Source organism: Mycobacterium sp. 1245852.3 (assembly GCF_001669335.1).
Taxonomy (GTDB): Bacteria; Actinomycetota; Actinomycetes; order Mycobacteriales; family Mycobacteriaceae; genus Mycobacterium; species Mycobacterium europaeum_A.
This window is the reverse complement of record NZ_LZLL01000365.1, coordinates 1-4,992: the sequence shown is the minus strand read 5'-3', so window position 1 is coordinate 4,992 and position 4,992 is coordinate 1. Positions and strand designations below refer to the sequence as shown.

Annotated in this window: 5 protein-coding genes; all 5 read left to right on the top strand. The window is 69.7% G+C overall.

Going from position 1 to position 4,992, the window contains the following annotated elements:
* The first annotated feature begins 19 nt into the window (after positions 1-19).
* Genes A9W96_RS16230 through A9W96_RS16210 form a run of 5 tightly spaced genes read left to right on the top strand, consistent with a single transcriptional unit; the run spans position 20 to position 4,918 of the window.
* On the top strand, positions 20-2,353 hold the full coding sequence (locus tag A9W96_RS16230) for a CoA transferase (RefSeq protein WP_067141224.1): 2,334 nt from the start codon (positions 20-22) through the stop codon (positions 2,351-2,353).
* Position 2,354: 1 nt separating this feature from the next.
* A complete protein-coding gene (locus A9W96_RS16225; protein ID WP_066869937.1) occupies positions 2,355-2,684 on the top strand; it encodes a hypothetical protein in 330 nt (109 codons plus the stop codon).
* Positions 2,674-3,840, top strand: a complete 1,167-nt coding sequence (locus A9W96_RS16220) for a thiolase family protein (protein ID WP_067141221.1) — start codon at positions 2,674-2,676, stop codon at positions 3,838-3,840. The genes A9W96_RS16225 and A9W96_RS16220 overlap by 11 nt, the downstream gene beginning before the upstream one ends.
* Positions 3,837-4,271 carry a Zn-ribbon domain-containing OB-fold protein gene (locus A9W96_RS16215; protein WP_067141218.1) on the top strand — a complete coding sequence of 145 codons (435 nt, stop codon included), beginning with the start codon at positions 3,837-3,839 and terminating at the stop codon, positions 4,269-4,271. The genes A9W96_RS16220 and A9W96_RS16215 overlap by 4 nt, the downstream gene beginning before the upstream one ends.
* Positions 4,268-4,918, top strand: a complete 651-nt coding sequence (locus A9W96_RS16210) for a PadR family transcriptional regulator (protein ID WP_067141216.1) — start codon at positions 4,268-4,270, stop codon at positions 4,916-4,918. The genes A9W96_RS16215 and A9W96_RS16210 overlap by 4 nt, the downstream gene beginning before the upstream one ends.
* Positions 4,919-4,992: the final 74 nt, after the last annotated feature.

Here is a 4,992-nt window from a genome sequence, read left to right as displayed (position 1 = left end):
CCACCCTGGGCAACTGAGCGTGGGGGCCGAGGCGCCGTTCGCGGGCTGGCGCGTGCTGGAGTTGTGCAACGGCCTGCCGGCGTCATATTGCGGCAAGATGTTCGCCGATGCCGGCGCCGAGGTGGTGAAAGTCGAGTCACCGCAGGGAGATGCGCTGCGCCAGTGGTCGGCCGGCGGACCGCCCGGCGCGTTGTTCGACTATCTGGCCGCGGGCAAGAAGTCGGTGGTCGATCACGGCCAGCCCGAGATCACCTCGCTGCTGGCCGGCGCCGACCTGGTGATCACCGACCTCACCGGCGGGCGGACGCTCGACGACATCACCGCCCACACCGCCGCGGCGGCCGTGGTCGTGGCGGTGACGCCGTTCGGCACCACCGGCCCCTACGTCGAAAACCAGCTGGCCGCCAACGAATTCATCCTGCAAGCGCTGTGCGGATCGATCGCCGGTCGCGGCTGGCCCGACGACGAGCCGGTGCAGGCGGGCGGCCGGCTCGGCGAGTGGCTGGCGGGCACGTTCGCCGCGGCCGCGGCGGCGGCAACGACCCGGCATGCGGCCCGAAGCGGACGCGGACACATCATCGATGTCTCGACGTACGAGGCCATGGCGATCGCCATGGGGGGTTTGTCCGCGATGTCGGCCAGCGTGCTGGGCGCCGATTCGCTGCTGCACGAACGAAGTTTGGAGCTGCCGTCGATCGTCTCGACGGCCGACGGCATGGTCGGTTTCTGCACCATCACCGCACAGCAATTCCAGGACTTCCTGGTGATGATCGAGCGCGCCGATCTGGTCGGCGACGCCGAACTGGCCTCGTTCGCCGGCCGGGTCGAGCGCCGCGACGAGTTCCTGGGCATGGTCACCGAATGGACCGCGCGCCGAACCACCCAGGAGATCATCGATCTGGCGGTGGCGTTCCGAATTCCAGTCGCCCCCATCGCGACGCCAGAGACGCTCCCCGAGATCGACCACTTCCGCGAACGCGGCGTGTTCGTCGAGTCGCCGACCGGGGCGCTGGTGCCCCGCGTGCCATACCGCAGCGATGCGATGGCGACCCGTGGGCCCGCGGAACCGCCGCGACTCGGCGCCGATAACGGGCGGGTCCAGTGGCCGGCGCGGCCCCAACCGCCCCACAGCGCCGATCCGGCCACGCTGCCGCTGTCCGACATCCGGGTCACCGACTTCACCGCGTTCTGGGCGGGCCCGGTCGCCACCCAGCTGCTCGGCGCCCTGGGGGCGGACGTGATCAAGGTCGAGGGCGTGCGCCGGCCCGACGGCATGAGGTTCTCGGCCGGGCGCCCACCGGACTGGGACCACTGGTGGGAGTGGGGCCCGGTCTTCTTGTGCAGCAACAACAACAAGCGCGGCGTCAGCATCGAACTCGGCACCGACACCGGGCGCGAGCTGGCGCTCGGGCTCATCGCCGCGAGCGATCTGGTCGTCGAGAACTTCTCACCCCGGGTGATGGCGAACTTCGGCCTGGAATGGGATGCGGTGCGTGCCGCGAATCCGCGGGCGATCCTGGTCCGCATGCCCGCGTTCGGCCTCGACGGTCCGTGGCGCGATCGCGTCGGCTTCGCCCAGACGATGGAGCAGGCCACCGGCATGGCATGGGTGACCGGGCACGCCGACGGCCCGCCGGTGATCCCGCGGGGCGTGTGCGATCCGATCGCCGGGTTGCACGCCGCCTTCGCCGCCGTCGCGGGGCTGGTGATCCGTGACCGGCGGGGCGCCGGAATGCAGGTGGAAGCGACCATGGTCGAGGCCGCGCTCAACGTGGCGGCCGAAATGCTGGTCGAATACTCCCGAAATGGAATCGCGCTGTGCCGCAACGGTAACCGCGGCCCGGACGCCGACCCCCAGGGAGTCTACCGGTGTCGTGGTGACGACGACTGGGTCGCGCTGGCCGCACTCGACGGCGCCGCCCGAGCGTCGTTGTCCGGCCTCCTCGGCCAGCCCGGGCTTCAGGATGCCGACTGGGCCGAGCGTGTCGACGACATCGACAAGCTGATCTCCGCCTGGGCCGCGGGGCATTCCGTCACCGAGGCGGCCGCCGCGCTGCGCGCCGCCGGCGTAGCCGCCGCGCCCGTCACACCCGCCGCGGCGCTGCTGACCGATCCGCAGTTGCAGGCCCGGGGCTTCTGGGAGACGGTCGACCATCCCGTCGCCGGCTCCTTCCTTTGCACCGGAATGCCTTTCGCGTTCCTCGGCATGCCGCGGCGCTGGATCCGGCGGGTACCGCCGCTCTACGGCCAGCACACCGGCGAGGTGCTGACCGGCCTGTTGGGGTTAAGTGAGCACGACCTGGATGCATTGCGCCGGTCGGGAACCATCAGCGCCCGGCCGGCGGGTCTGTGACATGGCGATCAGCCTGTGCGTGCCGCCCCGCGCCGGAGAGCTGTGTGCACCGGTGCGCTTCCTGGTCCGCCAGGATTCCGTGGTGATGGAACTGACCGCGCGCCACCGCATCACCAGCGTCGAATGGGACGACGGCGAGCGCGCAGTCGCGATGGTCGTCGAAATCACCGATCCGCAGACGGCGCGGCCGGTGGACGTGCGAATCGATGTCGTGGAGCAGGGCGCAGTGCCCGTCAACTCACGGGCCACGACGATCGGCACCATCACGCGCGGCGGGCGTGAATACGACGTCATGGGAACGTATTTGGGAGTTGTCGCGGATGAGAACTAGCCTGACCACGCGCACTGCGGCGATCGTCGGAGTGCACAACACCCGGCAGGGGAGACGGCTGGACGGCGAAACCTCACGCGGACTGGCGATCAAGGCGATCCTCGGCGCGCTCGACGATGCCGGCCTGACCCTCGACGACGTCGACGGCATCAGCGCCGGCCCGGACTCGACCTCGTTGATCTACGACCTGCGCATCGGACCGGCCTGGCAGGGCCTGGCCTTTGGGGTCGGCATGATCACCGAGGCGGTCACCGCGATCGAGCACGGCATGGCCGAGGTGGTGGTGTTGGTCGCCGCCCAGGCCGGCGAATACCGGGACCACGAAGCCACGGCGCCCTGGACCCGGCCGGAGAACGAATTCGTCGCCCCCTGGGGCATGTTCACCACCGCCGAATTCGCGCTCATCGCGCGGCGCCACATGCATGCGTATGGCACCACGCGCGAACAACTTTCGTTGGTTGCGGCGACCATCCGCAACAACGGCTCACGCAATCCCGAAGCCGTGTACTACGACCGCGGGCCGTTCAGCCCGGAGGACATCACCGCCTCGCGGCCCATCGCCGACCCGTTCCACCTCCTGGATTGCGCCACCACCTCCGAAGGAGGGTGTGCGCTCGTCGTGGCCAACATCGACGCCGTCGACGTTGCGGGCCGGCCCATATACGTGTTGGGCAGCGGCGCGGACTTTCACGGCCCGTCGTATCAGCACCCGCCCGCATACGACCTGGCCGGTCGCCGCGGCGACCATGTCAACGGCGTGGTGGGCCGGCGCGCCGCCGAGTGCGCATTCACACACGCCGGCTTGCGTCGCGACGACGTCCACGTGCTGGAACTCTACGACCCGTTCTCCTTCGAAATCATCCGTCAACTCGAGGCTTTCGGCTTCTGCGACGAGGGCGAGGGCGGTCCGTTCGTGGCCGACGGCCACATCGCCATCGGCGGCAGCCACCCGATCACCACCGACGGCGGCACCATGTCGTTCAGCCATGCCGGCGCCAATCCGCAGATGATGCAGCGGGCGATCCGCGCGGTACAGCAGCTGCGCGGACAGGCCGGCGCCCTTCAGGTCCCCGATGCGCACATCGCGCTGTGCAGCAACGGGGGAGCGGGGGCCCTGTTCACCACCGTGCTGATTCTGGGAGACCAACCACGATGACTTCCGATCACTTGCGGCCCCAAGTCGGGCCCGTCCCGCACGCAAGCAGCCACGTCAGCCGCCCGTTCTGGGAGGGATGCCGCTCCCACGAGCTGCGCTACCAACGTTGCGCGGCGTGCGGATTGGCGAACTTCCCGCCGACCGAGCAGTGCCGCCAATGCCTCTCGCAGGACGTCGCCTGGCAGCGGGGCAGCGGCCGCGGCGAGATCTACAGCTGGACAGTCGTATACCGGCCCGTGACACCGGAATTCGAACCGCCCTACGCGCCGGCGATCATCACCCTGGACGAGGGCTACCAGATGCTGACCAACGTCGTCGGCGTGCCACCGGAGGACCTGGCCGTCGGCATGCGGGTGCGCGTGCAGTTCCACCCCACCGGGCCCGACGTGACGCTGCCCTACTTCGCCGCCGCGGAAACCGGCAGTTCGTGAGCCCGAGAACCAGCAACGGCCTGCCGGTCACCGCCTACCTGGTGTTGGGGGTGCTGGCCGCCAACGACGAGCAACTCACCGCCGGCGAGATCAAGATGCGCGCCGAACTATCGGTCGGGCACTTCTATTGGTCGCCGTCGGTCAGTCACGTGCGGCGCGAACTGACCCGCCTGCTGCAGCGGGGCATGGTCAGCGAGATCGGCGCGCAATCCGGCAAGCGCGCCATCACCCTGTACGAGACCACTGACGCCGGCCGCGACGCGCTGCGCCGTTGGGTGCAACACTTCCCGGGCCCCGACCGCGTGGTCATCAAACACCCCGTCATCCTGAAAACGTGGCTGGCGCGCGGCCAGGATCCCGAACACGTCATCGACACCTTGGACCGGCACTTGGACGCGACCCGCGCCCGGTTGGACGAGGCACTGTGGTCGCGGCAGCGGTCGGCCGAACTCGGCATCACCGAGGACCCCGAGCAGCGGTACTCCTTCGCGGTTTTGGATTACGCCATCCGCGGGCTGTACGCCGAAATCTCCAACATCACCCAGCTGCGCGACGAGATCGCCGCCGGCACAACCCGGGACCCGGTCAAACGGGTGCGACGGTCGAAGGGTCAGATCCGGCGCCGGGTACCGAGGAGCCCGGCTTAGTCGATGGTGGCGACCCGCCGCGCCCGGCTCCGCCGCCCTTGCGATCGCCACTAGTCGATGGTGGCGACCCGCCG

Excerpts from the sequence above, each read along its gene's own strand:
- A9W96_RS16225 (WP_066869937.1), top strand. The coding sequence starts at position 2,355 with ATGGCGATCAGCCTGTGCGTGCCGCCCCGCGCCGGAGAGCTGTGTGCA.
- A9W96_RS16220 (WP_067141221.1), top strand. The coding sequence starts at position 2,674 with ATGAGAACTAGCCTGACCACGCGCACTGCGGCGATCGTCGGAGTGCAC.
- A9W96_RS16215 (WP_067141218.1), top strand. The coding sequence starts at position 3,837 with ATGACTTCCGATCACTTGCGGCCCCAAGTCGGGCCCGTCCCGCACGCA.